This is a genomic window from Pseudomonas oryziphila, from assembly GCF_003940825.1.
In the GTDB taxonomy this organism is placed as follows: domain Bacteria; phylum Pseudomonadota; class Gammaproteobacteria; order Pseudomonadales; family Pseudomonadaceae; genus Aquipseudomonas; species Aquipseudomonas sichuanensis.
The window spans coordinates 1,718,173-1,744,529 of the sequence record NZ_CP034338.1; the positions used below are offsets into that span (position 1 = coordinate 1,718,173).

A 26,357-nucleotide genomic window follows, 5' to 3' on the forward strand; every position below is an offset into this window, starting at 1 on the left:
GTGAGACGCAAATTCCTGCTGCTGCTGGAAATGGGTTTGATCCTCGCCGGCCTGGCATTGGGTTGGGCTGCCTGGAAGGTCAACTCAGTCCTGGAGCAGCCCCTGCAAGTGGCGCAGGAGCGCCTGCTCGATGTGCCTGGCGGCACCACACCCAATCGCATGTTCTACCGCATGGAGGGCGAGGGGCTGCTCGACGATGCGCTGTGGCTGCGCCTTTACTGGCGCTTCAACATGGCCGGCACCCCGCTGCATACCGGTGAATACCGCCTGACCCCCGGCATGACCGTGGGGCAGTTGTTCGATGCCTGGCAGCGCGGCGATGTGGTGCAGTACAACCTCACCCTGGTCGAGGGCTGGACCTTCCGCCAGGTGCGTGCCGCAGTGGCCAGGCACGACAAGATCAAGCACACCCTCGATGACCTGAGCGACGCGCAGGTGATGGACAAGCTCGGTCACACCGGCGTCTTCCCCGAGGGCCGCTTCTTCCCTGATACCTACCGCTTCGTGCGCGGCATGAGCGACGTCGAACTGTTGCAGCAGGCCTATATGCGCCTGGACGAAGTGCTGGCCAAGGAGTGGGCCGAGCGCAGCACCGGCTTGCCGTATCGCGACCCTTACCAGGCGCTGATCATGGCCTCGCTGGTGGAGAAGGAAACCGGCATCCCGCAGGAGCGTAACCAGATCGCCGGTGTGTTCGTGCGCCGGCTGCGCCTGGGGATGATGCTGCAGACCGACCCGACCGTGATCTACGGCATGGGCGAGCGCTACAACGGCAAGATCACCCGGGCCGACCTGCGTGAGCCGACGCCCTACAACACCTACACCATCAGCGGCCTGCCGCCGACGCCGATCGCCATGGTCGGCCGCGAGGCGATCCATGCCGCGCTCAACCCCAGCGATGGCAGCAGCCTGTATTTCGTCGCCCGTGGCGATGGCAGCCATGTGTTCTCCGATGACCTGGATGACCACAACAGCGCTGTGCGTGAGTTCCAGCTCAAGCGGCGGGCAGACTATCGCTCCAGCCCCGCACCTGCGGCGCAGCCGGGAGCAGGCGAGCAACCGGCACCCGACCAGGAGACGCCTGCCGAGGCAGCCCCGCCTGAAAGTGACGCTGGCGCGCCTACCGATGAATCCGTGCCGGCCGAGGCGCCGGTACCCGAAAAACAGTAAGGAACACCCGTGAGCGGTTTGTTTATCACCCTGGAAGGCCCCGAAGGCGCGGGCAAGAGCACCAACCGCGACTACCTGGCGGCGCGCCTGCGTGAGCAGGGTGTCGATGTGGTGATGACCCGCGAGCCCGGTGGCACGCCACTGGCCGAGCGCATCCGCGAGCTGCTGTTGGCCCCCAGCGACGAGCCCATGGCGGCCGATACCGAGTTGCTGCTGATGTTCGCTGCCCGTGCCCAGCACCTGGCAGAAGTGATCCGTCCGGCCCTGGCGCGTGGCGCCGTGGTGCTCTGCGATCGCTTCACCGATGCTACCTACGCCTATCAGGGCGGCGGCCGTGGCTTGTCGGTGGAGCGCATCGCCATCCTCGAATCCTTCGTCCAGGGCGAACTGCGCCCGGACCTGACCCTGGTCTTCGACCTGCCCGTCGAGGTCGGCCTGGCCCGTGCTGCTGCCCGTGGCCGCCTGGACCGCTTCGAGCAAGAGGGCCAGGCCTTCTTCGAGGCGGTGCGCCAGGCCTACCTGCAACGCGCCGCCCAGCAGCCGCAACGCTACAGCCTGCTGGATGCCGCTCAGCCGCTGGATGCGGTGCAACGGGCAATCGATGCGCTGCTGCCGGGCCTTGTGGAGCGTTGCCGTGGCTGAAGCCTACCCCTGGCAACAGGCGCTTTGGCAGCAACTGGCCGGGCGCAGTCAGCATGCCCATGCCTACCTGCTGCATGGGCCCCAGGGTATCGGCAAGCGTGCCCTGGCCGAGCGGCTGATGGCGCGGCTGCTGTGCCAGACGCCCCAGGGGCTGGATGCCTGCGGGCAGTGCAAGGCGTGCCTGCTGCTCAAGGCCGGCAGCCATCCGGACAACTTCGTGCTGGAGCCAGAAGAAGCCGACAAGCCGATCAAGGTCGACCAGGTTCGCGAACTGGTGTCGTTCATCGTGCAGACGGCCCAGCAGGGCGGGCGCAAGGTGGTGCTGATCGAGCCGGTGGAGGCGATGAACGTCAACGCGTCCAATGCCTTGCTCAAGAGCCTTGAGGAGCCTTCCGGCGATACCGTGCTGCTGTTGGTCAGCCACCAGCCCAGCCGCTTGCTGCCCACCATCAAGAGCCGTTGCCAGCAGGTCACCTGCCCGCAGCCGAGCCTGGCCCAGAGCCGTGCGTGGCTGGCTGATGCCCTTGCCGACAGCGCCGAAGACGAGCGCGAGGAGTTGCTGACTCTGGCCGCCGGCTCGCCGCTGATGGCTGTCAGCCTGCAGGCGAAGGGGGTGCGCGAGCAGCGCGCGCTGGTCACCGAGGGCGTGAAGAAGCTGCTCAAGCAGCAGCAGTCGCCCAGCCAGCTGGCCGAAGCCTGGAACAACGTGCCGTTGCTGTTGTTGTTCGACTGGTTCTGCGACTGGTCGCACCTGATCCTGCGCTATCAGCTGACCCAGGACGAGGACGGGCTAGGCCTGGCCGACATGCGCAAGGTGCTGCAGTACCTGGCGCAGAAGAGCCGCCAGGCCAAGGTGCTGGAGGTCCAGGCGTGGATCCTCGAGCAGCGTCAGAAAGTGCTGGGCAAGGCCAACCTCAACCGTGTGCTGCTGCTCGAAGCCTTGCTCGCCCATTGGGTGCAGCTGCCGGGCATGCGCTGATCTCCATCGTTCATTCATGTGTGTGTTCCCATGCTCGTAGATTCCCATTGCCACCTCGACCGTCTTGATCTCAGCGCCCATCAGGGTTCCCTCGATGCCGCCCTGCGGGCCGCGCGTGAGCGTGGCGTCGGGCATTTCCTGTGCATCGGCGTCAGCGCCGAGAACGCCGGCGCGGTCAAGGCGCTCAGCGAGCAGTACGCCGACGTCGATTGTTCGGTGGGGGTGCATCCGCTGGACCTGGCGCCGGGTGAAACCCCGGCCCTGGAGTGGCTGCTGCGCGAGCTGGCCCATCCGCATGTGGTGGCCATCGGCGAGACCGGCCTGGACTATCACTACGAGCCCGAAGCCGCCGAGCTGCAGCAGGCTTCCTTCCGCCTGCACCTGGAAGCCTCGCGCCAGACCGGCAAGCCGGTGATCGTGCACACCCGTGCGGCCCGCGAGGACACCCTGGCCCTGCTGCGTGAAGCCAACCTGCCCCAGGCCGGGGTGCTGCACTGCTTCACCGAAGATTGGCCGATGGCCAAGGCTGCGCTGGACTTGGGTTATTACATCTCGTTGTCCGGCATCGTGACATTCCGCAACGCCGATGCCCTGCGTGAGGTGGCCCGGCAGGTGCCGGTCGATCGCCTGCTGGTGGAGACCGATTCGCCGTACCTGGCGCCGATCCCGCACCGCGGCAAGCCGAATCTGCCGCAGTACGTGCGGGAAGTGGCCGAATATGTCGCCTCGCTGCGCGGGGCCAGCTATGAGCAGCTGGCCGAGCAGACCACCGCCAACTTCAAGCGCCTGTTCCCGCTGGCGCGGGTGGCCTGATCCGCAGTTCGTCGCTGGCGCCCGGGCAAAAAAAACCCGGGTTCTGGGGGGGGAATCCGGGTTAAGACCATTAGGAGTAAAACAAAGGTACGCGGTCCCTGGGCACCTTTATCGGCGCGCCACTTGGGGGGGATGCGCCGCGCCAACACTTCAAGTATTGGCCAGGATTGGCGCCCTGCCAGCGCTTGCTGATCGTTTTTTAAACAGATTTGGAATACGTCGGCGGTCCCTTGGGCGATCAGTGCATGGCGATTTGCCTGACCAGCCGCAGTGCTTCGTCGATCAAGCACTCATCGGTATAGAAGTGTGGGGAAAAACGCACGCCGGGCCCGCGCAGGGCGCAGATCACTTGCTGGCTGCTGAGCGCCCGATAAATGTCGGCATTGGCGCGGCCAGCCACGGTGAAATTGATGATGCCTGCGCGGCGCCTTGGGTCTGCCGGGCTGTGCAACTGCACACCCGGGATCGCCGCCAGCCCCTGGTGCAGTTGCTCGACGCGATGCCCGAGTTGCTCTGCAACCACCTGCATGCCGACATCTTCCAGCAATGACAGGCTGGCCTCCAGCGCACAGGCGCCGAGCATGTTCGGGCTACCCGGCTCGAAGCGTCGGGCGCTGCGTGCCGGTTGCCAGGTACGGTGCTCGAAATCGCCCAGCTGTTCGAGCATGTGCCAGCCGTAGGCATGCAGTTTCAACTGCCTGCGCAGGGCGCTGCGGCAATAGAACACCCCCAGGCCTTCGGGGCCGAGCATCCATTTGTGGCCGTCGGCCATGGCGAAATCGCACTGGTATTGCTGCACGTCGAAGGGCAGGGCGCCAATCTGCTGGATGGCGTCGACGCAGAACAGCACGCCCTGTTCGCGACAGCCCTGGCCCAGGCGGGCAAGGTCCAGGCGCAGGCCACTGGCGAACTGCACGGCACTGACCGCCAGCAGCCGGGCACGCGGGCCGCAGGCCTGGAGCAGTGCGGCCTCTGGGTCATCCCCGGCCAGGCTGATCTCGATCACATCGACGCCTTGATCCGCCAGTGCCTGCCAGACCACACGATTGGAAGGGAACTCTTCGTCGCTGATGATCACCTGGTCGCCGCGTTGCCAGTCGAGGCCGAAGGCCACCAATGACAAGGCTTGCGAAGTATTGCCCAGCAAGGCGATATCGCCAGTTGACGGCGCGTTGAGCAGGCGCGCCAGGCGTTCGCGCAGGCGTCGCTCGGTGGCCAGCCAGGCCGGGTAGTCGCTGGCGCCCCGCTGCAGGTTGTCACGGGCGAAGCGCGCCACGGCATCAGTGGCCCGGCGCGGCCACGGAGCGATGGCCGCGTGGTTCAGGTAGCACAGGCCCGGAGCCTGCTCGAACTCATCAAGAAACACAGACATGCTTGGAAGATCCGTGCAATTTACCGCCAGTTAGGCATAATAATCCGCTTCGATTGTCATCCTAGTCCTACCTATGCACAAAGAACCTCGTAAGGTCCGTGAATTTCGCCGCCGCGAGCAGGAAATCCTCGATACGGCGCTCAAGCTGTTTCTCGAACAGGGTGAAGACAGTGTCACCGTCGAGATGATCGCCGACGCCGTCGGCATCGGCAAAGGCACGATCTACAAGCACTTCAAGTCCAAGGCGGAGATCTACCTGCGCCTGATGCTCGACTATGAGCGTGACCTGAACGAGCTGCTGCATTCCGCTGACGTCGACCGTGACAAAGAGGCGCTGTCGCGCGCCTACTTCGAGTTCCGCATGCGCGACCCACAGCGCTACCGGCTGTTCGACCGCCTGGAAGAAAAGGTGGTCAAGGGCAACCAGGTGCCGGAAATGGTCGAGCAGTTGCACAGCATCCGTGCCTCCAACTTCGATCGCCTTACGCAGCTGATCAAGGGCCGCATCAGCGAAGGCAAGCTCGAGGACGTGCCGCCGTACTTCCACTATTGCGCGGCGTGGGCGCTGGTCCACGGTGCGGTGGCGCTGTACCACTCGCCATTCTGGAGCAACGTGCTGGAAGATCAGGAAGGCTTCTTCCAGTTCCTCATGGACATCGGCGTGCGCATGGGCAACAAACGCAAGCGCGACCCAGAAACCGCGAACTGAAGCGGCCCGGGCGGTGCTTGCCGGCCCTCGGTGAGCATTGCGCGATTCAGCCTTCGACAGGAAGACTTGCAAAAACCTGATTTATGAGTCAGGTTTTGCCGGTCCGATTCTTCCATGCCGGAGTCACCCATGATCGTCGATCGTCAAGGCAGGCGCTTTCGCAACCTGCGCGTCAGCCTGACTGCTGCCTGCAACTACGCCTGCACCTACTGCGTGCCCGATGGCAAGCGCCTGGTGGCGGCGCAGGACGAGCTGGGGGCCGAGGCGCTGGGACGCGGCGTGGCCTATCTGGTCGAGGCCGCAGGTGTCGAGCGTTTGCGCATCACCGGCGGCGAGCCGCTGATCAGCCCGCGGCTCGAGGGCTTCCTGACGGCGGTGGCCGGGCTCGGCCTGGAGGACATCAGCCTCACCACCAATGGCCAACTGCTTGCCCGCAAACTGCCGTTGCTGCGTGCAGCCGGCATCCGCAGGCTGAATGTCTCGCTCGATACCCTCGACCCCCTGGCGTTTCGCCGCATCGCCCGTGGCGGCGACCTGGCCAGCGTGCTCGACGGCATGGCCCAGGCCAGCGCTGCCGGCATGGCGATCAAAGTCAACATGGTGCCCATGCGTGGGCAAAACCTCGATCAGGTACTGCCGCTGCTCGACTACTGTCTGCAGAAAGGTTACGAGCTGCGCTTCATCGAGCTGATGCGCATGGGCCACCTGGCCCGAGACAGCAATGCCTTCGGGCAGCAGTTCGTGGGGCTGGAGCAGTTGCTCGCGCTGATCGGCGAAGCCTATGAATTCGAGCAGGCGCAGCGCCCGGTGGATGCTACCGCGCTACGTTATCGCATACCCGGCAAAGGGCACTTCGGAGTGATCGCCAACGAGAGCGTACCCTTCTGTCGCGCCTGCTCGCGGCTGCGCTTGTCGTCCACCGGCTGGCTGCATGGTTGCCTCTCTTCAGGCAACCGTCACTTTGTCGGCGACCTGCTGGACAAGCCGCGCCACCAGGCGCTGCCGGCGTTGCAGCGGTTGCTGGTGAAGGCGCTGGCGGACAAGCAGGACCTGGCGTTCTCCGGCGATGTGATGGTGATGAAGGTGATCGGCGGCTGACTCTGGCGCAAAAGCTGCATCTGGCGGCTATTCGCCGGTTTTTCGTCACCGGCCTTTGGAGGAAAGATGCGTAGCCTGGTCTTGCTGCTGGCGCTGATGGCGTTGGGCGGTTGCATGAAAGTCAGCGACATGGGGGAAGAGGTCCGTTACCAGATGAGCGACGTGGGCCTGCTGGACCACAGCAACACCACCCGTACCCTGTCCATCCGCTTGCAGCCCGATTCGTTCATCTTCATTGGTCAGGGCGCGTTCATGCCGCCGGGCAAGGGGCCGCAGCCGCGCCAGAACGCCGTGGCCGAGGAAGCCTTCAAGAGCTTCATCGAATACTTCCCGCTGGTGCGCCGCGCCCAGGGCCCGCTCGGCCTGGAAGACGCGATTGCCGAAGCCCGTTCGGTCGGCGCCGACTACGTGCTGTACACCCGCTTCGCCCGCACCGACGACCGTATCGGCAATGGCGATGAATGGTATGACGAACAGGCCGTCGACCGCCTGGGCTGGGACACTGGCGTGGTGCAGATGATGTTGATCGAGACCAGCACCCGCTACCTGATCGACACCGCCCGCATCAAGAGCCGTGGCGGTTTGTTGACGTTCCATGACAACAGCCCCCAGGATTTGCTTGCCGCGCCCATGCGCGAGTACGCTCGTAGCCTCTTGGGCATGAGCAAGTAAGCGAGCGTGATATGACCGACACCGGCAAAGCCAACGATCTCCTGGCGCAGATCCCCGCACACAAGGGCCTGCCACCGGTGCATCTGTGGAACCCGGATTTCTGCGGCGACATCGACATGCGCATCGCCCGTGACGGCACCTGGTACTACCTGGGTACGCCGATCGGGCGCAAACCGATGGTCCGGCTGTTTTCCACCATCATCCGCCGCGATGGCGACGACTACTTCCTGGTCACGCCGGTGGAAAAAGTCGGTATTCGCGTTGATGACGCGCCCTTCGTTGCGGTGCTGCTGGATGTGCAGGGGAGTGGCGAGCAGCAGGTGCTGCGCTTCACCAGCAACGTCGACGATCAGGTCGAAGCCGGCCCGGCCAACCCGCTGCGGGTAGTGATCGACCCGATCACCCAGGAGCCTGCGCCCTATGTGCTCATGCGTGGCAACCTCGAGGCGCTGATTCACCGCAATGTGTTCTATCAGTTGGTGGAGTTGGCGGTGCCTCAGACCATCGAGGGTGAGCAGTGGCTCGGAGTTTGGAGCCATGGCCAGTTCTACCCGATCGGGCGCGACGCCTGAGTGAAAATCGGCCTCCCGCTTTTTCCGCGGATTGGCCGTTTCCCCTATATTGGGCGGGGCATAACCTGAGGGCCACAGCCAATCAGGAGATCCCCTTCATGAACATTCCCCGTCTTTCCCTCAGCGTATTTGTCGCCCTCGGCCTGTTGGGCGCCAAGGTGCCTGCCTGGGCCCATGGTGACGCGCAGCATCCCGAGCAGGTGAAGATTCTCCAGGAGCAGTTGCCCAGCAATGCCCCGGGCAAGAAAGCGGTGATGCTCACCGTCAGCTACGCACCGGGCCAGGCATCGCCCGCCCATCAGCACCCAGGCGCGGTCATGGCTTATGTATTGGAAGGCGCGGTCGTCTCGAAGCTCAACGACGAGCCGCAGAAAACCTACAAGGCCGGCGAGTTCTGGTACGAAGCGCCCGGCACCGTGCACAGTGTATCGAGCAACGCCAGCAAGACCGCGCCGGCCAAGCTGCTGGTGTGGAGCCTGGTGGACGAGGGGCGGCCAGTGACCGAACCCCTGTCCCGATGAGTCGCCCGTCAGGGCGTCGTGGCTACAGTTCGCGCTGCACGGCGCTGATCAGGGCCGTGTCCAGCACTTGGCTGGGTGCCACCTGAACGCTCTGGGTATAGAAGGGCGGCAGGTTCTGCGCCAGTTGTGCCACGGCCTGGGCACTGACGCCGGCAGGCAGTAGCACATACTGCAAGTTGGAGGGGAATGACTGCGGCACCGGCCCTTCCATGGTTGAGCCGTAAGCGCCAAATGTCATCACCGCCTGGCTGGTCGCCGGGTCAGGGATGTACAGGAACACGAAGGTGCCGTATTTGGGGTGCGTGAGGCATTGCTTCGCCTGGGCGCGTACAGCAGGGTCGTTGTCGTTCATCAGCTTCCAGCGCAGTTCGGCATAGCCACGCGTGGTCTCCATGAACGCGGTGCGGATTGGCGACTGCTTCTCCACGCCTCCCAAGCAGGCCAACAGGTTGCCGAATGGGTCGAGCAAGGCCACGGCGTTCATGGTGTCGGCCTGCCGGGCGGTTTCGATCAGTGGGCGGGCCAGTTCCTGCCCAGGCATGCGCGGGTTGGCGCTGCTGACCTTGAGGCTCCAGGGGCTCAGGGCGGCCAGGGCCTGCCGGACTTTGCTGTCGGCGGGCAGCGAACTTGGGTTGCGCAACTGGTCAGGTGGCAGGCCGCTGTTGTTGCTGGCGTCACGCACGTTGGACACGCTGGCGTCGAAGATCGAACCGGTGAGGCTGAAGGCTGCCGCGTCAATACCGCAGCCGGCATAGACCGGCCCGCTGCCTGCGCCTTGATAGGATCGGTTGATCGGCGCGGCAACCGCATAGTAGCCCCAACTGGCCTGCGCCTTCTGGCGTACGGCGGGCGGCAGGCTGGGGAAATCGAACTGGCTGTTGAAGTTGATCCCCGCGTAAGTATCGATGGCACTGACCGCCACGTTGAAGCCGGCAGTCAGCAGCGAGCCGGCGCACATGGCGCAGGGGTCGAGGGTGGTCACCACGGTCAGTTTTTCCGGCGCTGGCAGGCCCAGGCGTTCGCGATTGGCGAAGTACCAGTCCACCAGCTGTCGTTCACCGTGGGCGGTCGGGTCGTGGGGCAGGAACGGCGGTTGCGCGGCGCTGCCGGGGTAGGGCATCAGCACATTGTTGTGCAGGGCGGCGAGCACGTTGCCGGTGGCGTTTTCGATGATGCAGCCACCAACTGCGAAGGTGCCTTGTTGGCTGGCCAGAATGGCCTGGTTGGCAACGAGTTCCACCGCTTGCTGGGCATTTTGGGCGGTCTGCTTGGTGTCCATCTTGACTCCCTGTCGTTGAGGCGCCGGATGCGCATGCAGACGATAGTTCAGGGCAATTGGAAAACAAGGGGCGTGTGCAAAAGAACCTGTAGTGCCTGCCTGGTGGGCGAGACAGTGCAGGCGTTGCCACGGGCAAGCTGAATTGGGCCAGCCATCGAGAGCGTTCACACGGTGGCAGGCAGCTACACGCCAAAACGAAAAAACCCGCCAGGGGGCGGGTTCTTCGGGTGTTCAAAGACTGTGGAGACAATCTCTGCAACGCTGTTTGGCTCCGCGACCTGGACTCGAACCAGGGACCCAATGATTAACAGTCATTTGCTCTACCGACTGAGCTATCGCGGAATTTCGGCGTATCTTACCGATTGCCAGGGGGAAGTCAAGCTTCCCCTTGGCAATCAAGGAGTTACAGTACTTCTACGATGGCCTTGGTGACCACGTGGATGTTGCTCTGGTTCAGGGCAGCAACAGCGATGCGGCCGGTGTCCAGGGCATAGATGCCGAACTCGTTCTTCAGGCGTGCCACTTGCTCCACGCTCAGACCGGAGTAGGAGAACATGCCGGCCTGGCGACCAACGAAGCTGAAGTCGCGCTTGGCACCGTACTCGGCCAGCAGCTCGACCATCTGTTTGCGCATGCCATGGATGCGGGTGCGCATCTCGGCCAGTTCGGCTTCCCACATCTGGCACAGCTCAGGGCTGTTCAGCACGGTGGCGACGATGGTCGCGCCGTGGGTCGGCGGGTTGGAGTAGGTGGTGCGGATCACCCGTTTGACCTGCGACAGCACGCGGGTGCTCTCGTCTTTCGAGGCGGTGACGATCGACAGCGCGCCGACGCGCTCGCCGTACAGCGAGAACGACTTGGAGAACGAGCTGGACACGAAGAACTCCAGGCCCGACTCGGCGAACAGGCGCACGGCGAAGGCGTCTTCGGCGATGCCGTCACCAAAGCCCTGGTAGGCCATGTCGAGGAACGGCACGTGGCCTTTGGCCTTGACCACTTCCAGCACGTTCTTCCAGTCGTCCAGCGACAGGTCGACGCCGGTCGGGTTGTGGCAGCAGGCGTGCAGCACGATGATCGAGCCGGAGGGCAGGTTGTTCAGGTCTTCGAGCATGCCGGCACGGTTGACGTCATGGCTGGCGGCGTCGTAGTAACGGTAGTTCTTGACCGGGAAACCTGCGGTTTCGAACAGAGCGCGGTGGTTTTCCCAGCTCGGGTCGCTGATGGCAACCACGGCGCCCGGCGCCAGGCGCTTGAGGAAGTCGGCACCGATCTTGAGCGCGCCGGTACCGCCGACAGCCTGCACGGTCACTACACGGCCGGCGGCCAGCAGTGGCGATTGGGCACCGAAAATCAGCTTTTGCACGGCCTGGTCGTACTGGGCGATGCCGTCGATCGGCAGGTAGCCACGGGACGCGTGCTGGGCGGCACGGGTTGTTTCGGCTTCGATCACTGCGCGCAGCAGCGGAATGCGGCCTTCCTCATTGCAGTAGACGCCTACGCCCAGGTTGACCTTGTCGGTACGTGGGTCAGCGTTGAATGCTTCGTTGAGGCCCAGGATGGGGTCGCGGGGTGCCAGCTCGACAGCGGAAAACAGGCTCATTGTTACCTTGGCTCGGATAGGAGAGTGATAGGGGTTGCCACGCTCCAGCCGAATGCACTGAAGCGGTGCACAAACGGGGAGTCAGTATAGTGATACCGCCCGGTCACTGCGACAGTCTGGCGCAGCTTTTCCGGCTGTTTGCGCAAATATTTTTCGACCATTGGTCGAATTGCCCGGTCCATTGCCATAGGTGCTGCCGGGCCAGGCTTGAAAGCCGAGCCCGGCGGGCGCATTTGCGTATAGACTACTGGCTAAATTTACAGTTGCCGCGACATTCACGAGGTCCGTCATGTCCGAGTTCCAGCTCGTCACCCGATTCCAGCCGGCCGGCGACCAGCCCGAGGCCATCCGCCAGATGGTCGAAGGCATCGAGGCCGGGCTTTCGCACCAGACGCTGCTGGGCGTGACCGGCTCGGGCAAGACCTTCAGCATCGCCAACGTGATCCAGCAGGTGCAGCGCCCGACCTTGGTGCTGGCGCCGAACAAGACCCTGGCGGCGCAGCTTTACGGCGAGTTCAAGGCGTTCTTCCCGAACAACGCGGTCGAGTACTTCGTCTCCTACTACGACTACTACCAGCCCGAGGCCTACGTGCCGTCGTCGGACACCTTCATCGAGAAGGACGCCTCGATCAACGACCATATCGAGCAGATGCGTCTGTCTGCGACCAAGGCGCTGCTGGAGCGGCGCGACGCGATCATCGTCACCACCGTATCGTGCATCTATGGCCTGGGCAGCCCCGAGGCGTACCTGAAGATGGTCCTGCACGTCGACCGTGGCGACCAACTCGACCAGCGTGCGTTGCTGCGCCGCCTGACCGAGCTGCAGTACACCCGCAACGAGATGGACTTCGCCCGCGCCACCTTCCGTGTGCGCGGCGATGTGATCGACGTGTTCCCGGCCGAATCGGACCTGGAGGCCATCCGCATCGAACTGTTCGATGACGAGGTGGAGAACATCGCCGCCTTCGACCCGCTGACCGGCGAGGTGATCCGCAAGCTGCCGCGCTTCACCTTCTACCCCAAGTCGCACTACGTCACGCCGCGCGAAACGCTGCTCGAAGCGGTGGAGGGCATCAAGGAAGAGCTCAAGGAGCGCCTGGAGTACCTGCACAAGCACAACAAGCTGGTCGAGGCCCAGCGCCTGGAGCAGCGCACCCGCTTCGACCTGGAGATGATCCTCGAACTGGGCTACTGCAACGGCATCGAAAACTACTCGCGCTACCTTTCCGGGCGCCCGGCCGGAGCGCCGCCACCCACGCTGTACGACTACCTGCCGGCGGATGCACTGCTGGTGATCGACGAATCCCACGTTTCCGTACCCCAGGTCGGCGCCATGTACAAAGGCGACCGCTCGCGCAAGGAAACACTGGTGGAGTACGGCTTCCGCATGCCATCGGCATTGGACAACCGCCCCATGCGCTTCGACGAGTGGGAGGCGGTCAGCCCGCAGACCATCTTCGTGTCCGCAACGCCCGGCCCTTACGAAGCCGAGCACGCCGGGCGCGTGGTCGAGCAGGTGGTGCGCCCCACCGGCCTGGTCGACCCGCAGGTCGAAGTGCGCCCTGCGCTAACCCAGGTCGACGACCTGCTGTCGGAAATCGGCAAGCGCGTCGCCTTGGGCGAGCGGGTGCTGGCCACCACCCTGACCAAGCGCATGGCCGAAGACCTCACCGACTACCTGGCCGATCACGATGTGCGGGTGCGCTACCTGCACTCGGACATCGACACCGTCGAGCGGGTGGAGATCATCCGCGACCTGCGCCTGGGCACCTTCGACGTATTGGTGGGCATCAACCTGCTGCGCGAAGGCCTGGACATGCCGGAAGTGTCGCTGGTGGCCATCCTCGATGCCGACAAGGAAGGCTTCCTGCGTTCCGAGCGTTCGCTGATCCAGACCATTGGCCGTGCGGCGCGCAACCTCAACGGCAAGGCAATCCTCTACGCCGACAACATCACCGGTTCCATGCAGCGCGCCATCGACGAGACCGAGCGGCGCCGGGACAAGCAGGTGGCGTTCAACACTGCCAATGGCATCGTGCCCAAGGGGGTGGTCAAGGACATCACCGACATCATGGAAGGTGCCACCGTGCCCGGTGCGCGCAGCAAGAAGCGCAAGGGCATGGCCAAGGCGGCGGAGGAGGCCGGGCGTTACGAAGTCGAGTTGCAGACTCCGGCCGAGATCACCAAGCGTATCAAGCAGTTGGAAGAGAAGATGTTCCAGTTCGCCCGCGACCTGGAGTTCGAGGCTGCCGCGCAGTTGCGCGACGAGATCGGCAAGCTGCGCGAGCGCCTGATCGCTAGTTGAGCAGCCTGTATCGGTGTTGGCTTCTTCGCGGGTAAATCGGGGCGCCGAACCGCCGCTCCCACAGGTTATGTGCAAGGTGTGTGGGAGCGGGTTTACCCGCGAAGAAGCCAGCGCATTACCCATGTCTGGCGTCCGTCAGTGCGCTTCCCCTGCCTTCAACCCCTGCGGCAACTTGCGCGTCAACAACACCGCCAGCATGCTCACCGCCAGCCCGATCCCGACGAAGTGGAAGGCATCGTTGTAGGCCATGATCATCGCCTGCTGGTGGGTGATCTCACTGAGTTTGCCCAGCGCCGCGGTGTCGTTGCCCAACCGCTCGGTGAGTTGCGCCAGGCGCTCGGCCACTTGCGGGTTGCTCGGCACCAGTGCTTCACGCAAGTAGTCGAAGTAAACCTTGGCCCGCGCATCCAGCAAGGTCGCCAGCAAGGCGATGCCAATCGCGCCGCCGAGGTTGCGCAGGATGTTGAACAGGCTCGACGCCGAGCCCGCATCCTGGGGTTGGATGTAGGCCGTGGCGATCAGCGAGATGGTCACCATGATCATCGGCTGGCCAATGGCGCGGATCACCTGGATCTGGTTGAACTGCGGCCCGGCGAAGTCCGGGTTGAGCACCCCGGAACTGAAACTGGCCACGCCAAACAGGCAAAAGCCCAAGGCGCACAGCAGCTTGGGCGAAATCACCTTCATCAGCAGTGGCACCAGCGGAATCAGGAACAGCTGCGGCACCCCCATCCACATGATCACCTCGCCGATCTGCAGGGCGTTGTAGCCCTGGATCTGTGCCAGATACAGCGGCAGCAGGTAGATCGAACCGTACAGCCCCACACCCATGCCCAGGCTGGCGATGCTGGATAAACCGAAGTTGCGGTTGCCGAGGATGCGCAGGTTGATCAGCGGGTGCGGGCGGGACAGCTGCAGGATCACGAACAGGATCAGGCTGACCAGGGCGACACTGCCCAGGCCGACGATCAGGCTGGATTCCAGCCAGTCCTTGCGGTGGCCCTCTTCAAGGAACACCTGCAGGCAGCCCAGGCCCAGGCCGAGGCTCACGATGCCGGCGTAGTCGGTGCTTTTCAGCAGCTCCCAGTGGGCTTCTTTCTTTTCCAGCCCGTACATCAGCCCGGCAATCATCAGCAGCCCTGGCGGGATGTTGATGTAGAAGATGTACTCCCAGCCCCAGTTTTCGGTCAGCCAGCCACCCAGGGTCGGGCCGATCGACGGGGCGAAGGTGGCGGTCATGGCGAACATGGCCATGCCCTTGGCGCGGTGATGTTCCGGCAGCTTGATCAACGTCAGGGTGAACGCCAGCGGGATCAGTGCGCCACCGGTGAAGCCCTGCAGGGCGCGGAACACGATCATGCTTTCCAGGTTCCAGGCCATCGAGCACAGCAGCGACGAGGCCAGGAAACCCAGCGACACCCACACCGCCAGGCGCCGGGCCGACAGCAGCTGCACCAACCAGGCGGTCAGCGGGATCATGATGATCTCGGCCACCAGGTAAGAGGTGGAAATCCACGAGCCTTCCTCCAGGGTGGCTGACAGCGCGCCCTGGATGTCCTTGAGCGAAGAGTTGGTGATCTGGATGTCCAGCACCGCCATGAAGGCGCCGAGCATCACGCTCATCACCGCGATCCAGTCGCGCCGGGTGGGCTCTGCGCTGGGCCGCAGCAGTTGGTCACCGGCCATCGCGGCTGTCGTCCTGGCTGCGCAGGTCGACGGTGGCCGTCACCGACATGCCCGGGCGGATGCGGCCATGCAGCGGATTGTCGGCGGCGAAGGTCAGCTTGACCGGGATGCGCTGCACCACCTTGGTGAAGTTGCCGGTGGCGTTGTCTGGCGGCAGCAGGCTGAACTGTGCCCCGGACGCGGCGAACAGGCTGTCGACGCGGCCTTCGATCGGGGTGTCGGGGTAGCTGTCGAACAGCAGTTCGGCACGCTGGCCGGGGTGCATCTTGCCGATCTGGGTTTCCTTGAAGTTGGCCTGCACCCAGATGTCCTGGTCCGGAACGATCGACAGCAGGTAGGCGCCGGCCTGCACCACTTGGCCGTTGCGCGCGCTGCGCTGGCCGATGGTGCCGCTGATCGGCGCGTGGATCTCGCAGCGGGTCAGGTTGATTTCGGCCTGCGCCAGGTCGGCGCGGGCATTGGCAATCTGCGCATCGAGGCGCTTGAGTTCGGCGCTCAGGGCATCGACCTGCTGGCGCTGGCCCTTGAGGTCGGCCTGGGCCTTGTCTACCTGGGAACGGGCGACATGGCTTTCCGCCGAGAGGGTGGTGACGCGCTCTTCGGAAACGAAGCCGGGCTTGCGCAGGGCCTGGGCGCGGTTGAGGTCGAGCTGCGAGCGGTCGAGGGTGGCCTGGTTGGCGGCCACCTGGGCCTGGCCGGCGGCAATCAGGCTGCCTTGCTGGGCCAGCCGGCTCTGCGCCTGCACCAGTTCCGCTTCGCGGGTGGCCAATGCGGCGCGGGCGCGGGCCACGGCCAGTTCGAAATCAGCGACTTCCAGGCGCACCAGCAGGTCGCCCTTGTCGACGTGCTGGTTGTCTTCCACCTTCACTTCATCGATGCGCGCGCCGAGCTGGCTGGATACGCGGGTGATCTCGCCCTGTACATAAGCGTTGTCGGTGCTCTCGAAGAAGCGCCCCTTGAAGTACCAGTGGGCGAGGAAGGCGAGGGCGATCAGCGCGACCAGGGTGATGAAGATCAGCAGGCGACGTTTGAGTTGGGCGGGCATGAGGACTATGGTTCCAGAAGTGTAAGCAAATTTAACAGCCGCAAGCGGCATCGTCACAAGTGACGAAAGCGCCATTGCTGGAGCCCAGTGCCCGCTCCCTGCTAACATCCCGCCTTTGTTTGAATCTTCGTTCGAGACTCTCCATGACCACCGTTCGCACGCGTATCGCGCCATCGCCCACTGGCGACCCCCATGTCGGCACTGCCTACATTGCCCTGTTCAACTACTGCTTTGCCAAGCAGCACGGCGGTGAGTTCATCCTGCGTATCGAAGACACCGACCAGCTGCGCTCCACCCGCGAGTCGGAACAGCAGATCTTCGACGCCCTGCGCTGGCTCGGCATCGAATGGAACGAAGGCCCGGACGTCGGCGGCCCGCACGGCCCGTACCGGCAGAGCGAGCGTGGCGAAATCTACGCCAAGTACGCCAAGGAGCTGGTCGATGCAGGCCACGCCTTCTACTGCTTCTGCACCGCCGAAGAGCTGGAGCAGATGCGTGCCGAGCAGATGGCCCGCGGCGAGACCCCGCGCTACGACGGTCGCGCCCTGCTGCTGAGCGATGAGGAAGTGCAGCGCCGCCTGGCGGCCGGCGAGCCGCACGTGATCCGCATGAAGGTGCCGAGCGAAGGCATCTGCGTGGTGCCGGACATGCTGCGTGGCGATGTCGAGATCCCGTGGGACCGCATGGACATGCAGGTGCTGATGAAGAACGACGGCCTGCCGACGTACTTCCTGGCCAACGTGGTCGACGATCACCTGATGGGCATCACCCATGTACTGCGTGGTGAAGAGTGGCTGCCCTCGGCGCCCAAGCTGATCAAGCTGTACGAGTACTTCGGCTGGGAGCAGCCCAAGCTGTGCTACATGCCGCTGCTGCGCAACCCGGACAAGAGCAAGCTGTCCAAGCGCAAGAACCCGACCTCGGTCACCTTCTACGAGCGCATGGGCTTCATGCCCGAAGCGATGCTCAACTATCTGGGCCGCATGGGCTGGTCGATGCCGGACGAGCGCGAGAAGTTCTCGCTGGCAGAGATGGTCGAGCACTTCGACCTGTCGCGCATCTCGCTGGGCGGCCCGATCTTCGACATCGAGAAGCTGTCCTGGCTCAACGGCCAGTGGCTGCGTGAACTGCCGGTGGAAGAGTTCGCCGCGCGCCTGCAGAAATGGGCCTTCAACAGCGACTACATGATGAAGATCGCCCCGCACGTGCAGGGCCGGGTTGAAACCTTCAGCCAGGTTGCCCCGCTGGGTGGCTTCTTCTTCGAAGGCGCGTTGAAGCTTGACGCCAAGTTGTTCGAAAGCAAGAAGCTGTCGTCTGATCAAGTACGCCAGGTGATGCAGCTGATCCTGTGGAAACTGGAAAGCTTGCGCCAGTGGGAGAAAGACCGCATCACCGCCTGCATCCAGGCAGTGGTCGAGTCGTTGGAGCTCAAGTTGCGCGATGCCATGCCACTGATGTTCGCCGCCATCACTGGCCAGGCCAGCTCGGTGTCGGTGCTCGACGCCATGGAAATCCTTGGCCCTGACCTGACCCGCTACCGTTTGCGCCAGGCCCTGGACCTGCTGGGCGGCGTGTCGAAGAAAGAAAACAAAGAGTGGGAAAAGCTGCTGGCGAATATCGCCTGATAGCGGCTTTTGCTTTCGTGGGAGCGGGCTTGCCCCGCGATTGCGATGTCGCATTGACCATCGCGATCGCGGGGCAAGCCCGCTCCCACGGGACTTTGTTTGCATCGAAGAGCAGGGCAGGGCGGTAAGTGATTGTTATCTGTGAAAAATTTTTTGAATAATTTCAAAAATTCGTTTGACAGCCCTGCAATCGGAACTTAATATGCGCCCCGTCCACAGCGATGAACGAAAACGAAACGCCAGGCACCCAGCCAGCGCTTCGGTTCAAAGCGACATTGTGGGGCTATAGCTCAGCTGGGAGAGCGCCTGCATGGCATGCAGGAGGTCAGCGGTTCGATCCCGCTTAGCTCCACCAAATTCCGCTTAACGGCAATGCCGGTAAGCAAGACCGGGTCCAGCAACCGGGTCTTGAAGGTAAGAAGGTTCGTCCCCTTCGTCTAGTGGCCTAGGACACCGCCCTTTCACGGCGGTAACAGGGGTTCGAGTCCCCTAGGGGACGCCAGTTTTGCACAAGCGATGTTTGATCATGTCGCTGGGCCGAGAGGCTAGAAATCTGGGGCTATAGCTCAGCTGGGAGAGCGCCTGCATGGCATGCAGGAGGTCAGCGGTTCGATCCCGCTTAGCTCCACCAATTTGCCGCGGTTCGTGAAAACGGATCGGCACGAAGGTTACGTCCCCTTCGTCTAGTGGCCTAGGACACCGCCCTTTCACGGCGGTAACAGGGGTTCGAGTCCCCTAGGGGACGCCACTTTTACCCGCGTTTTGCGGGAGTTGAAAGGCTCATCATAATTGGGTGAGCCTTTTGTTTTACCTCGGGGCTATAGCTCAGCTGGGAGAGCGCCTGCATGGCATGCAGGAGGTCAGCGGTTCGATCCCGCTTAGCTCCACCAATTCGCCGCGATTCGTGAATGCGGATCGGCACGAAGGTTACGTCCCCTTCGTCTAGTGGCCTAGGACACCGCCCTTTCACGGCGGTAACAGGGGTTCGAGTCCCCTAGGGGACGCCATTTTTTTACCCGCGTTTTGCGGGACTTATAAGGCTCATTCGATTATTGAATGGGCCTTTTGTTTTTTCTGCTCCTTGAGAATTTGCTGCCGGCCGCTTGCTCGCCGCAGATTTTGCTTGCCTTGAAATATGATGGGCATAATATGTCGATCATAATATTTTGAGGTGAGCCATGAGCGACAAGAAGAGCAAGACACGCGAACGCATTCTTGAAGCGGCGCGTGGCGCGTTGATCCAGCACGGGCCGGCCGAGCCCAGTGTGAGCCAGGTCATGGGCGCCGCCGGGCTGACCGTGGGTGGCTTCTACGCCCATTTCGACAGCAAGGATGAGCTCATGCTGGAGGCCTTCAGCCAGTTGCTGGCCGAGCGCCGGGCCTTGCTCGCCGGGGTCGACCCGAGCCTGGACGGTGCTGGCCGTCGTGCGCTGGTTGCCGCTTTCTATCTTTCGCGCAAGCACCGTGACGCAGAAGTGGCGGCCTGCCCGCTACCCAATGCACTCAGCGAAATGCAGCGCCTGCCAGAGGCTTTCCGTGAGGTTCTGGTGGAGCACATCGAGCTGATGACCGCGCAGATGGTCGACCGCCCCGAAGACATGGACAAGGCCCTGGCCGACTTCGCCCTGATGGTGGGTGGTCTGGCAGTGGCGCGGGCCTTGGGCACTGGCGAGCTGTCCGATCGTATCCTGCGTGCCGCCAAATCGGCGGTGATCTGAGCACGTTCATTCCTGGAGCATGGCGATGAATACCCTGAGCTGGATTCGTGGTGTCAACGGCACCCTCGGCCACCTGGCCCCTGAGCACGTTGCCGGCAAAATGCGCCGCGCCTTCATGAGCCCACGCACCCTGCCACCGAGGGACTGGGAACTGCCGCTGTTGGCTCGCGCCGAGCGCATCACTCTGCGCTTCGGGCTGTCGGCGCTGCGCTGGGGGCAAGGGCCGACCGTGTTGCTGATGCACGGTTGGGAAGGGCGGCCAACCCAGTTCGCCGCACTGATCGAAACCCTGGTCGCTGCCGGGCATACCGTGGTGTCGCTGGAGGGCCCGGGCCATGGACGCTCGCCAGGGCATCAGGCCCACGTGGTGCTGTTCGCCCGCGCCTTGCTGGAGGCCGCAGCCGAGTTGCCGCCGCTGCGCGCGGTGATTGGGCATTCCATGGGTGGCGCCAGCGTGCTGCTGGCGCTGCAGTGGGGGTTGCGTGCCGAAGCGGCGGTGAGTATTGCCGCGCCAGCCCGGTTGCTGGGGGTGATGCGCGGCTTCGCCCGGCATCTGGGGTTGCCGGCACGGGCCAGGGCGGCCTTCATTCGCCAGGTCGAGCGTGATATCGGCGTGCAGATTGCGCGCCTGGATGTCACCGGTTATCAGTTGGACCTGCCGGGCCTAGTGGTGCATGCCAGTGATGATGTGCTGGTGCCGGCTGGTGAATCGCAGGTCATTCACAAGGCCTGGTTCGACAGCCGCCTGCTTTTGCTCGAAGAAGGTGGCCACGTGCGCGTGCTGGCCGACCCGCGGCTGGGTGAAGCGGTACTCGAACTGCTGGCGCGCACCAATGAGCGCGCCCGACAAAGCGCCTGAGCATCCGTTACACTCTGCCCGTTCACGAACAACCAGGAGCGGGCATGAGCTGGGATCTGGCGGCACCATTCACCATCGACCTTCGCGTCGGCAATGAGGACATCGATGGCCTCGGCCACGCCAACAATGCGGTCTACGTCACTTGGCTCGAACGCTGCGCCTGGCGCCATTCCCAGCGCCTGGGGCTGGACCTGGCCGAATACCGTCGCCTGGACCGGGCCATGGCCGTGGTGCGCCACGAGATCGACTACCTCGCTGCCGCCTACGAGGATGACGAGCTGCAACTGGCCACCTGGATCGTCGACTGGGACCAGCGCCTGCGCATGACCCGGCGTTTCCAGCTCAAGCGCCCGAGCGACGGCGTCACCCTGTTACGCGCGCACACCACCTTCGCCTGCATCGAGCTGTCCACTGGCAAACCCAGGCGCATGCCGGCGGAGTTCCTCGACGGCTATGGCGCGGCGCTGATCGGCAACTGAAAAGCGGCGGATTTTTGCTAGACTGCCGCCTTTTGCGCCCTGAGACCCTCACATGCAAATTGCCCTGGCCCCGATGGAGGGGCTGGTCGACAACATCCTGCGCGACGTCCTGACCCGGGTGGGTGGCATCGATTGGTGCGTCACCGAGTTCATCCGCGTCTGCGACCGCCTGTTGCCGGAATCCTCGTTCGACAAACTGGCCCCGGAACTGCGCCAGGGGGCGCGCACCGCGGCCGGCGTGCCGATGCGTGTGCAACTGCTCGGCTCGGACCCGGTGTGCCTGGCCGAGAACGCGGCGCTGGCCTGCGAACTGGGAGCGCCGGTGATCGACCTGAACTTCGGCTGCCCGGCCAAGACCGTCAACAAATCGCGTGGCGGGGCGGTGCTGCTCAAGGAGCCGGAATTGCTGCATGCCATCGTGCGTGAGGTGCGCCGAGCCGTGCCGGCGCACATTCCGGTGACCTCCAAGATGCGCCTGGGCTTTGACAGCCCGGATGGCGCGCTGGAGTGCGCCACGGCGTTGGCCGAAGGCGGCTCGGCGCACCTGGTGGTGCATGCGCGGACCAAGGTCGAGGGCTACAAGCCACCGGCCCACTGGGAGTGGGTGGCGCGGGTGCAGGATGTGGTCAAGGTGCCGGTGTTCGCCAATGGCGAGATCTGGACAGTCGACGACTGGCGACGCTGCCGCGAAGTGAGCGGCGCCGAGGACATCATGCTTGGTCGCGGCCTGGTGTCGCGCCCGGACCTGGCCCTGCAGATCGCGGCTGCCCGCGATGGCCGTGACTACCAGCCGATGAGCTGGGACGAGCTGCTGCCGTTGCTGCGCGAGTTCTGGCGACAGGCGCAGGCCAAGCTGTCGCCGCGCTATGCGCCGGGGCGCATGAAACAGTGGCTGGCGATGCTGACCCGGGGTTATCCCGAGGCGGTGCTGCTGTTCGCCGAGTTGCGGCGTGAGGATGATTGCCAGCGGATCAGTGGCTTGTTGGGGTGTCAGGCGTCGTTTGCCGAAGCCTGCGTCGCCTGATCCGCCCCTATCGCGGGGCAAGCCCGCTCCCACGAGGGATACTTTGGACTGCCCCCAAGAAGTTGGACACCAATCCAACCCTTGGGGGCAGTCCACTTAGTGGGAGTGGGCTTGCCCCGCGATTGCGTTTGCGCGTCAGCAAAAATTTTATGAAGGGCCCTTGAAAGCGTTTTGCCCGGCCATATCTCTTTGAGTACGCGATGCCGAAGTCGGGTCGCGTAGTGACTTACTTGCTGAATCTCAGGAGTTTATGACCATGACCACCGCTTTCTCTCTCGCACCCCTTTTCCGCAACTCCGTCGGTTTCGACCGTTTCAACGACCTGTTCGAAGCTGCAGCACGCAACGAGGCCGGTAGCAGCTACCCGCCCTACAACGTGGAAAAGCATGGTGAAGACCACTATCGCATCGTGGTTGCCGCTGCCGGTTTCCAGGAACAGGACCTCGACCTGCAGGTCGAAAAAGGCGTCCTGACCGTGTCCGGTGGCAAGCGCGATAACGGCAACGAAGGCGTCACCTTCCTGCATCAGGGCATCGCCCAGCGCGCCTTCAAGCTGTCGTTCCGCCTGGCCGACCACATCGAGGTCAAGGGCGCTGGCCTGGCCAACGGCCTGCTCAGCATCGAACTGCTGCGCGTGGTGCCGGAAGAAGCCAAGGCCAAGCGCATCCCGATCAATGGCGACAAGCCTGCGCTGAACTGAGTTCGGACGGGATGAACGAAAGGGCACCTTCGGGTGCCCTTTTTGCTGTGCCCTGCATAGCGCAATCAAAAGGCCCTGTGGGAGCGGGCTTGCCCCGCGATTGCGATGTTGGATCTCATACCGCAATCGCGGGGCAAGCCCGCTCCCACGGCGTTAGATGAACCTCGGGTGCACCACTCAATAATCCGCCGGCGCCTCCAGCAGCATCTGCCGGAACTCCGGCAGCGGCAGCGGCCGGCTGTGCAGGTAGCCCTGGTACAGGTGGCAACCGAGCCGTTCCAGAAACTCCAGTTGCTCGGTCAATTCGACACCTTCGGCGATAACCGCCAAGCCCAGGCTGCGCGCCATGGCGACGATGGCGCGAACGATCTCGGCATCATTCGGGTCAACCGGCGCGTCGCGCACGAAGGTCTGGTCGATCTTCAGTGCATCCACCGGCAGGCGCTTGAGGTAGGTGAGTGACGAGTAGCCCGTGCCGAAGTCGTCCATGGCGAAGCTGACGCCAAAGCGTTTGAGCTCGCGCATCTTGCTGATGGTGTCTTCCAGGTTCTGGATGACGATGCCTTCGGTGATCTCCAGCTTGAGCATGTGCCGCGGCAGGCGGTAATCGTCGAGGCTGCGCAGCACCCGTGCGACAAAGTCGTTCTGGCGGAACTGCCGGGGGCTGATGTTGACGCACAGGCTGAAATCGTCGGCGTCGATCAGCCCGTCCTCGAGCATGCGCGCGCAGGCGTCGCAGGCTTCGTCGAGGATCCAGCTGCCCACTTCCAGGATCAGCCCGCTCTCCTCGAGCACCTGGATGAACTGTGCCGGCGGCTGCTGGCCCAGTTGCGGGTGGTGCCAGCGCAACAGCACTTCAGCGCCGACGATGTGGTTGTCACGGGCATCGACCTGGGGCTGGAAATGCAGGGCCAGCTCGCCGCGGGCCAGCGCCAGGCGCAGGTCGTTCTCCATGCGCAGGCGCTCGCTGGCGGCCTTCTGCATGGTGGTGTGAAACAGTTGGGTGGTATTGCGCCCGGAATCCTTGGCCCGGTACAGGGCGATGTCGGCGCGCTTGAGCAGGTCGGCGGGGGTAGCGCCGTGGTCCGGGATCAGCGCCACGCCGATGCTGGGTGTCACCTGCAGGCGCTGGCCATCCAGCGACATGGGTTCGGCCAGCAGTTCGCGCAGGGTGTCGGCCAGCTCGCGGACCTTGCTTTCCACCAGTTCGCGGCTGCCTTCCAGGCCGCTGATCAATACCACGAACTCATCGCCGCCCAGGCGTGCCACGGTGTCCTCGAGGCGCACGCTGGCCTCCAGGCGGGCCGTGATGATCTTCAGCACGGCGTCGCCCACCGGGTGGCCGAGCGAATCGTTGATGTGCTTGAAATGGTCGAGGTCGAGGAACAGCAATGCGCCGCGCAGGTTGTGGCGCTTGAGCAGGGCAATCTGCTGGCTCAGGCGGTCCATCAGCAGGGCGCGGTTGGGCAGGTTGGTCAGCGGGTCGTGGTAGGCCAGGTGGCGAATCTGCGCCTGGGCGTTCTTCAGCAGGCTGACATCCCGTGCAGTGAGCAACAGGCAGTCGACTTCGTTGAGGCTGATAGGCTCCACCGACACTTCCACGGTGAGAATGTCGCCGCGCTTGTTGCGCCCGAGCATCTCGCGGTGATGGACCCGGCCGCGTGCCTTGAGCTCGTTGAGCAGGGCGCTGCGTTGCTTGTCGTCTGCCCAGATGCCCAGTTCATAGACCGTGCGGCCCACCACCTCGCTGGCGCTGTAGCCGGTCAGCCGGCAGAATCCATCGTTTACTTCCAGGTAGCGGCCGCTGCGCCGCTCGGTGATGGTGATGGCGTCGGGGCTGGAATGGAACGCCTTGGCGAATTTCTCCTCGCTGGCCTTGAGCGCCGCCTCGGCCCGCTGCTGCTGAGTGATGTCGCGCAGGGTGGTGACGCTGCAGGCCTGGCCGTCGACACTGATCAGGCGGCTGGAAATGACGCAGGTCAAGGGCCCGCCGTTGCGGTGGTTGACCCCGATCGCCACATTGCTCAGGGCCTGGTCGCGGATCACCCGTTCGATGCGCTGGGCGCGCTCGGCCGACTCGGCCCACAGGCCCAACTGCTCGGCGGTACGGCCCAGCACCTGCTCGGCGCTCCAGCCGAAGGTCTGGCTGAAGGCCGGGTTGATCTCGATGAACTGGCCGGTGTCCTGGCGGGTCACGCAGATCGGGTCCGGGCTGACCTGGAACAGGCTGGCGAATTTTTCTTCCGAGGCCGTGAGGCGTTGTTCGCGTTCTACCTGGTCGGTGATGTCCAGCAGGGTGCCGGCCATGCGCAGTGGTTTGCCCTGCTCGTCACGGTACAGCCGCGCGCGGCTTTCGATAAAGCGCGTGGCGCCGTTATCCAGCTGCACCTGGTAGGTGATCTGGTAGTTGCCGGCCGGCCCCTCGCGCAGGCTGCGGTAAGCCTGGCGCATGGAGTTGCGTTCGTGTTCGGGCACCCCTTCGAAGAACGCATCGAAGGACTCGTGGAACGGCACCGGGTCGAGCCCGTGCAGTTGGGCGGCGCGGGCCGAGCCATAGAGCATGCCGCTGGGAATGTGCCAGTCCCAAGTGCCCAGCTGGGCCGAGTCCAGCGCCAGGTCGAGGCGCTCCTGGCTGTCCTTGAGCGCCTGCTCGGCGCGTTTGCGCTCGGTGGTGTCGACAAAGGTACTGATCAGGTAGGTGATGCCTTCCAGTTCTATGCCCTGGGTGCACAGGATGCCGTCATGGACCTTGCCGCTGGTGGCGCGGAACTGCACCTCCATGGTCAGCGGGCCGCTGCCGGCGCGGGTGGCCTCCAGCACCTGGTGGCGCTGCTCGGGGTTGACCCACAGGCCCAGCTCGACACTGGTCTTGCCGACCACGTGGGCGCCGGGCCAGCCGAACATGTCTTCGAAGTGCTGGTTGACCTCGATGATCAGGCCGTCATGGCGGCGGGTGAGCAGGATGGCGTTGGGGCTGAGGTGGAAGAGGGTGGCGAAGCGCTTTTCCGAGTTGATCAGTGCGGTTTCCCGCTCGCGCTGGCGGGTGATTTCGCGGATCACCCCGATCATCTGCCGCCGACCGTGGACGTCGTGGGTCAGGCTGCCGTTGATCTCCAGCCAGTGCACGCTGCCGTCCGGCCAGCGGATGCGGTGGCGCATGGCCTGCTCGATGGGTTCGCCATTGACCACGGCCTGGAACGCCTGGCGCGTGCGGGCACGGTCTTCATCGGGCAGCAGGTCGAGGTAGTCGACATCGTTGGGCAGTGGGCGCTGGGGGTCGAAACCGAACAGCGCCTGGGTGCCCCGTGACCAGCTGACCCGGCCGCTCTCGATATCCCAAAGCCAGGCGCCCAGGTTCGCGCCGTTGAGTGCGGCCAGCAGTTGCGGGGCATTCTGCCAGGCCTGCTCCGATTCCTGGGGATCGACCGCAGGGATGCGCGGCAGGCGCGGAAAGCGGTTTGCTGATTTGGGCATCGGTACCAGACCTTT

Annotated in this window: 22 protein-coding genes and 7 tRNA genes; 22 read left to right on the forward strand and 7 right to left on the reverse strand. The window is 64.1% G+C overall.

The features are described from left to right. Genes mltG through EJA05_RS08170 form a run of 4 tightly spaced genes read left to right on the forward strand, consistent with a single transcriptional unit; the run spans position 1 to position 3,604 of the window. Positions 1-1,170 carry an endolytic transglycosylase MltG gene (gene mltG, locus EJA05_RS08155; protein ID WP_125857901.1) on the forward strand — a complete coding sequence of 390 codons (1,170 nt, stop codon included), beginning with the start codon at positions 1-3 and terminating at the stop codon, positions 1,168-1,170. Positions 1,171-1,179: 9 nt separating this feature from the next. Continuing rightward, positions 1,180-1,812, forward strand: a complete 633-nt coding sequence (gene tmk, locus EJA05_RS08160; protein ID WP_125857902.1) for a dTMP kinase — start codon at positions 1,180-1,182, stop codon at positions 1,810-1,812. Further along, positions 1,805-2,791: a DNA polymerase III subunit delta' gene (locus EJA05_RS08165; RefSeq protein ID WP_125857903.1), complete on the forward strand. Its 987-nt coding sequence runs from the start codon at positions 1,805-1,807 to the stop codon at positions 2,789-2,791. The genes tmk and EJA05_RS08165 overlap by 8 nt, the downstream gene beginning before the upstream one ends. 30 nt (positions 2,792-2,821) lie before the next feature. Then, positions 2,822-3,604 (forward strand): TatD family hydrolase, encoded by a 783-nt coding sequence (locus EJA05_RS08170; RefSeq protein ID WP_125857904.1) that lies wholly within the window; start codon positions 2,822-2,824, stop codon positions 3,602-3,604. Between the two features lie 238 nt (positions 3,605-3,842). Here EJA05_RS08170 and EJA05_RS08175 read toward each other — a convergent pair whose 3' ends face one another. After that, on the reverse strand, positions 3,843-4,976 hold the full coding sequence (locus tag EJA05_RS08175; protein WP_125857905.1) for an aminotransferase class V-fold PLP-dependent enzyme: 1,134 nt from the start codon (positions 4,974-4,976) through the stop codon (positions 3,843-3,845). 73 nt (positions 4,977-5,049) lie between these two features. On the opposite strand from EJA05_RS08175, the gene EJA05_RS08180 reads away from it, so the two are divergent. The 5 genes from EJA05_RS08180 (at position 5,050) to EJA05_RS08200 (ending at position 8,548) form a co-directional block, all read left to right on the forward strand. Continuing rightward, a complete protein-coding gene (locus EJA05_RS08180; RefSeq protein ID WP_110995672.1) occupies positions 5,050-5,685 on the forward strand; it encodes a TetR/AcrR family transcriptional regulator in 636 nt (211 codons plus the stop codon). Between the two features lie 129 nt (positions 5,686-5,814). Next, the gene (locus EJA05_RS08185; protein WP_125463238.1) at positions 5,815-6,783 is read left to right on the forward strand and encodes a GTP 3',8-cyclase MoaA; all 969 of its coding nucleotides are present in this window, start codon (positions 5,815-5,817) and stop codon (positions 6,781-6,783) included. 66 nt (positions 6,784-6,849) lie between these two features. Then, complete coding sequence (locus EJA05_RS08190; RefSeq protein WP_125463239.1) at positions 6,850-7,455, forward strand: DUF4823 domain-containing protein; 606 nt, start codon at positions 6,850-6,852, stop codon at positions 7,453-7,455. A gap of 11 nt (positions 7,456-7,466) precedes the next feature. Then, complete coding sequence (locus tag EJA05_RS08195) at positions 7,467-8,027, forward strand: DUF1285 domain-containing protein (protein WP_125857906.1); 561 nt, start codon at positions 7,467-7,469, stop codon at positions 8,025-8,027. 98 nt (positions 8,028-8,125) lie between these two features. Next, positions 8,126-8,548 (forward strand): cupin domain-containing protein, encoded by a 423-nt coding sequence (locus EJA05_RS08200; RefSeq protein WP_125857907.1) that lies wholly within the window; start codon positions 8,126-8,128, stop codon positions 8,546-8,548. 22 nt (positions 8,549-8,570) lie between these two features. On the opposite strand, the gene EJA05_RS08205 is transcribed toward EJA05_RS08200, so the two are convergent. From EJA05_RS08205 to EJA05_RS08215, 3 genes are all read right to left on the reverse strand, one after another. Next, positions 8,571-9,827 carry a cytidine/deoxycytidylate deaminase family protein gene (locus tag EJA05_RS08205; protein WP_125463242.1) on the reverse strand — a complete coding sequence of 419 codons (1,257 nt, stop codon included), beginning with the start codon at positions 9,825-9,827 and terminating at the stop codon, positions 8,571-8,573. 266 nt (positions 9,828-10,093) lie between these two features. Beyond that, a tRNA-Asn gene (locus EJA05_RS08210) sits at positions 10,094-10,169 on the reverse strand. Between the two features lie 61 nt (positions 10,170-10,230). After that, entirely contained in the window at positions 10,231-11,427 is a 1,197-nt protein-coding gene (locus EJA05_RS08215; protein WP_125857908.1) for an amino acid aminotransferase, read from the reverse strand. A 289-nt stretch (positions 11,428-11,716) separates the two neighbouring features. Here EJA05_RS08215 and uvrB point away from each other — a divergent pair, with 289 nt between their 5' ends. Beyond that, on the forward strand, positions 11,717-13,732 hold the full coding sequence (gene uvrB / locus EJA05_RS08220) for an excinuclease ABC subunit UvrB (protein ID WP_125857909.1): 2,016 nt from the start codon (positions 11,717-11,719) through the stop codon (positions 13,730-13,732). A 135-nt stretch (positions 13,733-13,867) separates the two neighbouring features. On the opposite strand, the gene EJA05_RS08225 is transcribed toward uvrB, so the two are convergent. Together EJA05_RS08225 and EJA05_RS08230 are read right to left on the reverse strand one after the other, a co-directional pair. After that, a complete protein-coding gene (locus tag EJA05_RS08225; RefSeq protein WP_189654560.1) occupies positions 13,868-15,358 on the reverse strand; it encodes an MDR family MFS transporter in 1,491 nt (496 codons plus the stop codon). 49 nt (positions 15,359-15,407) lie between these two features. Further along, on the reverse strand, positions 15,408-16,463 hold the full coding sequence (locus EJA05_RS08230; protein ID WP_125463247.1) for an HlyD family secretion protein: 1,056 nt from the start codon (positions 16,461-16,463) through the stop codon (positions 15,408-15,410). 143 nt (positions 16,464-16,606) lie between these two features. On the opposite strand from EJA05_RS08230, the gene gltX reads away from it, so the two are divergent. The 12 genes from gltX to EJA05_RS08290 all read left to right on the forward strand — a co-directional run bounded on the left by gltX (position 16,607) and on the right by EJA05_RS08290 (position 22,868). Further along, a complete protein-coding gene (gltX, locus tag EJA05_RS08235) occupies positions 16,607-18,088 on the forward strand; it encodes a glutamate--tRNA ligase (protein WP_125857910.1) in 1,482 nt (493 codons plus the stop codon). Positions 18,089-18,367: 279 nt separating this feature from the next. Beyond that, positions 18,368-18,443, forward strand: a tRNA-Ala gene (locus EJA05_RS08240). Between the two features lie 71 nt (positions 18,444-18,514). Then, positions 18,515-18,590: transfer RNA gene (locus EJA05_RS08245), tRNA-Glu, on the forward strand. A 53-nt stretch (positions 18,591-18,643) separates the two neighbouring features. After that, a tRNA-Ala gene (locus EJA05_RS08250) sits at positions 18,644-18,719 on the forward strand. Between the two features lie 41 nt (positions 18,720-18,760). Further along, positions 18,761-18,836 (forward strand) — tRNA-Glu (locus EJA05_RS08255). A 66-nt stretch (positions 18,837-18,902) separates the two neighbouring features. Further along, positions 18,903-18,978: transfer RNA gene (locus tag EJA05_RS08260), tRNA-Ala, on the forward strand. Positions 18,979-19,019: 41 nt separating this feature from the next. Then, positions 19,020-19,095 (forward strand) — tRNA-Glu (locus EJA05_RS08265). A gap of 171 nt (positions 19,096-19,266) precedes the next feature. Next, positions 19,267-19,806 carry a TetR/AcrR family transcriptional regulator gene (locus tag EJA05_RS08270; protein ID WP_110996448.1) on the forward strand — a complete coding sequence of 180 codons (540 nt, stop codon included), beginning with the start codon at positions 19,267-19,269 and terminating at the stop codon, positions 19,804-19,806. A gap of 25 nt (positions 19,807-19,831) precedes the next feature. Beyond that, on the forward strand, positions 19,832-20,665 hold the full coding sequence (locus EJA05_RS08275; protein ID WP_125463249.1) for an alpha/beta fold hydrolase: 834 nt from the start codon (positions 19,832-19,834) through the stop codon (positions 20,663-20,665). A gap of 44 nt (positions 20,666-20,709) precedes the next feature. Next, on the forward strand, positions 20,710-21,144 hold the full coding sequence (locus tag EJA05_RS08280) for an acyl-CoA thioesterase (protein ID WP_125463250.1): 435 nt from the start codon (positions 20,710-20,712) through the stop codon (positions 21,142-21,144). 52 nt (positions 21,145-21,196) lie between these two features. Then, a complete protein-coding gene (locus EJA05_RS08285; protein WP_125463251.1) occupies positions 21,197-22,168 on the forward strand; it encodes a tRNA dihydrouridine synthase in 972 nt (323 codons plus the stop codon). A gap of 256 nt (positions 22,169-22,424) precedes the next feature. Further along, complete coding sequence (locus EJA05_RS08290; protein WP_110996452.1) at positions 22,425-22,868, forward strand: Hsp20 family protein; 444 nt, start codon at positions 22,425-22,427, stop codon at positions 22,866-22,868. A gap of 177 nt (positions 22,869-23,045) precedes the next feature. Here the strand turns inward: EJA05_RS08290 and EJA05_RS08295 are convergent, their stop codons facing one another. Beyond that, the gene (locus EJA05_RS08295) at positions 23,046-26,342 is read right to left on the reverse strand and encodes a PAS domain S-box protein (protein ID WP_125857911.1); all 3,297 of its coding nucleotides are present in this window, start codon (positions 26,340-26,342) and stop codon (positions 23,046-23,048) included. Positions 26,343-26,357: the final 15 nt, after the last annotated feature.